The following is a 3,456-nucleotide window of genomic DNA, read 5'->3' as shown; positions in this document are numbered from 1 at the left end:
GTCTCACCGCAGCCCACGCAGGCCCCGGAGAACTCGAACAGGGGCTCCAGCATCATCGCGTGCTTGATCTTGGTCGGGTCCAACTCGCGGCGATCGTACTCCGGCAGGGTCAGGAAGAAGTCCCAGTTGGCCTGCTCGATCCCGTGACGCTCATGGGCGTCCACCATGTTGATCGCCTTGTGGTTGGGGTCCTTGCGGTCGCGGATGGGGCAGACGTCCACGCACAGTCCGCAGCCGGTGCAGTCGTCCGGGGCGATCTGGTAGCTGATGTGCATCCCGGCGGGGAAGTCCTTGCCCTTGATCTGGATGTGCTGGAAGGTGGCCGGGCCGTCCGCCGTCAGCGCCTCCGGGAAGACCTTGGCGCGGATCGCCGCGTGGGGGCAGACCAGCGGGCACTTGCCGCAGTGGGTGCACAGGTCCCGATCCCACTCGGGGAGCTTGAGTGCCAGGTTGCGCTTCTCGTACTTGGTGGTGCCGGTCGGCCAGGTGCCGTCGACCGGCATCAGGCTCACGGGCAGGCTGTCGCCATGGCCCTCGATCAGGCAGGCGGTGACGTTGCGGATGAACGCCGGCGCGTCGCCCGGGACCGTCGCCGGGCGGTCGAAGGTGCTGGTGACCTCACCCGGGAGCGTGACCTTGTGCAGCCCGGCCAGGGTCGCATCGATCGCCTGGTAGTTACGGTCGAGCAGGCGCTGGCCCTTCTTGCCGTAGGTCTTCTTCACCGCATACTTGATGTGCTCGATCGCCTCCTCGCGCGGCAGGATGCCGGAGATGGCGAAGAAGCAGGTCTGCATGATGGTGTTGATGCGCCGCCCCATGCCGGTCGCCTCGGCGATGCCGTAGGCGTCGATCACGTAGAAGCTCAACTGCTTGTCCAGGATCGCCTGCTGCATGGTGCGCGGCAGGTCGTTCCAGACCCGATCCGCCGGGGTGGCGGAGTTGAGCAGGAAGACGCCGCCGCGGCAGGCGTGGTTGAGCATCGCGTAGCGGCTGAGGAAATTGGGCTGGTGACAGGCGACGAACTTCGCCTCGTCATCGCCGACCAGGTAGTTGCTGTGGATCGGGTTGGCACCGAAGCGCAGGTGGCTGATGGTGACGGCGCCGGCCTTCTTGGAGTCGTACTGGAAATAGCCCTGGCCGTAGTTGGGCGTCTCCTCCGCGATGATCTTGATCGAGTTCTTGTTGGCCGAGACGGTCCCGTCCGAGCCCAGGCCGAAGAAGACGCAGGCGGTGACGCCGGGGGCGTCGGGGCGGTAGCTCGGGTCCCAGTCCAGGCTCAGATGGGTCAGGTCGTCGTGGATGCCGATGGTGAAATTGTTCTTGGGCGTGTCCTTCTTGAGTTCATCGAAGACCCCCTTGACCATGCCCGGGGTGAACTCCTTGGAGGAGAGGCCATAGCGCCCGCCGATCACCCGCGGCATGGTGGCCATGCGCCCGTCCGCCAGCGCCTGGGCGAGCCCCGTGACCACATCTTTGTAGAGCGGCTCGCCGTCGGCGCCGGGCTCCTTGCAGCGGTCGAGCACCGCCACGCGCCGGGCGGTGACCGGCAGGGCCGCCAGCAGGTAGGACGGATCGAAGGGGCGGTAGAGGCGCACCTTGATGAGCCCGATCTTCTCGCCGCGGGCGACCAGGTCGTTTACCGTCTCTTCGGTGGCGCCGATCCCGGAGCCCATGATCACGATCACCCGCTCGGCGTCCGGGGCCCCGACATACTCGAAGAGGCGGTACTGACGGCCGGTAAGTTGCGCGAACTTGTCCATGGTCTGCTGGACGATGGTGGGCACGGCCGTGTAATAGCCGTTGACCGTCTCCCGGCCCTGGAAATAGACGTCCGGATTCTGGGCGGTGCCGCGCAGGATCGGGTGGTTGGGGTTGAGGGCGCGGTCCCGGCAGGCGCGCACCAGGTTCTCGTCGATCATGGTGCGGATCGTCTCGACCGAGAGGCGCTCGACCTTGACCACCTCGTGGGAGGTGCGGAAGCCGTCGAAGAAGTGCACGAAGGGGACGCGGCTCTGCAGGGTGGCGGCCTGCGCGATCAGGGCGAAGTCCATCGCCTCCTGGACCGAGGCCGAGGAGAGCATGGCGAAGCCGGTGGCACGCGTTGCCATCACGTCCGAGTGGTCGCCGAAGATCGACAGCCCCTGGGCCGCCAGGGCGCGGGCCGCCACATGGATGACCGCCGGGGACAACTCACCGGCGATCTTGTACATGTTGGGGATCATCAGCAGCAGGCCCTGGGAGGCGGTGAAGGTGGTCGCCAGCGACCCCCCTTGCAGGGCGCCGTGCAGGGCCCCGGCGGCGCCTGCCTCGCTCTGCATCTCCACCACCGACGGCACCGTGCCCCAGAGGTTCTTGACCCCCTGGGCAGACCACTCGTCCGCCCATTCACCCATGTTCGAGGAGGGGGTGATAGGGTAGATCGCGATGACCTCGTTGGTCATGTGAGCGACATAGGCGACGGCCTCGTTACCGTCGAGGGTGACCAGTTCAGCAGATTGCGACATCGCTTGCTCTCGTAAGTGTGGAAGGACCGGGGCGAGGGCGCGGACGACGATCCACGTCCCCCAAAATTTTTGGTGGGGAACTATAAACCGAAAATCGCCCGCGGGGGGCGCCGTCGCACGCCGGTTCGGCGGAAAATTGCAGGCTGGCGCGATCTTTATCCGGTGGCTTAAGGTGCGCACCGGTCACCGCCGCGGCCGCCGGGCCGCGCCAATCCGCCAAGACGCCAAGATGCAAAGAATAACAACACCGTGCCCGCCCTCTTCCAAACCCCGGGCGGGACCCTCGCCCGCCGCCGCTAACCAACAGAAAAACAATTGCTTATGGGCCCATGAACCGGCCTTTCGAGGATGAACCCCGCCGTGGACCCAACCCTGCACCTGCGCCCCATGCAAGCCCCCGATTTGGATGCGGTGATGGCGTGCGAGCGGGCCAACTACGAGTTCCCGTGGCAGGAGGAGGTCTTCGTGGAATGTCTGCGGGTGGGCTACAACTGCTGGGTCGCGGAACTGGGCCGGGTGGTGGTCGCCCATGGCGTCATGTCCGTGGGGGCCGACGAGTGCCACATACTCAATCTCTGCGTCCATCCGCACTTCCAGCGTCTGGGCTTCGGGCGGCGGCTGCTGCGGCGCCTCCTGGGGCTCGCCAGGCGGCGCGGCGCCGACACCGCCTTCCTGGAGGTGCGGGTTTCAAACCAGGGCGCCCGCGGGCTCTATGCCGCCGAGGGCTTCTGTGAGATCGGCACCCGCCGCGGCTATTACCCGGCGCGCAACGGGCGGGAGGACGCGGTGGTGCTGGCGTTGGCCCTGTGAGCCGTTCTCTTAGACCTATCCAAACCTACGCATAGGTAGCTTCAGTGCTAAGTTCCTGCTTCAACGAGGCTGCCCGGGGAAACGGCTTGGTTTTCGCCAACAAAGCTCCCCTTGGTGGGGAGCTTTACGCCGATGAGGCGAC

2 protein-coding genes are annotated in these 3,456 nt (G+C 66.2%); one reads left to right on the top strand and one right to left on the bottom strand.

Annotated elements, in window-relative coordinates; genetic code table 11:
* Positions 1–2,504, bottom strand: a 2,504-nt coding sequence (gene nifJ / locus QZY48_RS10655) for a pyruvate:ferredoxin (flavodoxin) oxidoreductase (protein ID WP_295430841.1), incomplete at its 3' end; no start/stop codon positions are given.
* Between the two features lie 348 nt (positions 2,505–2,852).
* On the opposite strand from nifJ, the gene rimI reads away from it, so the two are divergent.
* Complete coding sequence (gene rimI / locus QZY48_RS10650; protein WP_295430840.1) at positions 2,853–3,314, top strand: ribosomal protein S18-alanine N-acetyltransferase; 462 nt, start codon at positions 2,853–2,855, stop codon at positions 3,312–3,314.
* The last annotated feature ends 142 nt before the right edge of the window (positions 3,315–3,456 follow it).

The sequence above is a fragment of the uncultured Thiodictyon sp. genome, from assembly GCF_903828115.1.
Classification (GTDB): domain Bacteria; phylum Pseudomonadota; class Gammaproteobacteria; order Chromatiales; family Chromatiaceae; genus Thiodictyon.
Note: the sequence above shows the minus strand (reverse complement) of the source record. Positions and strands in the feature narration are given on the sequence as shown.

Coding starts and splice junctions, on each gene's coding strand:
- rimI (WP_295430840.1), top strand. CDS start 2,853: ATGAACCCCGCCGTGGACCCAACCCTGCACCTGCGCCCCATGCAAGCC.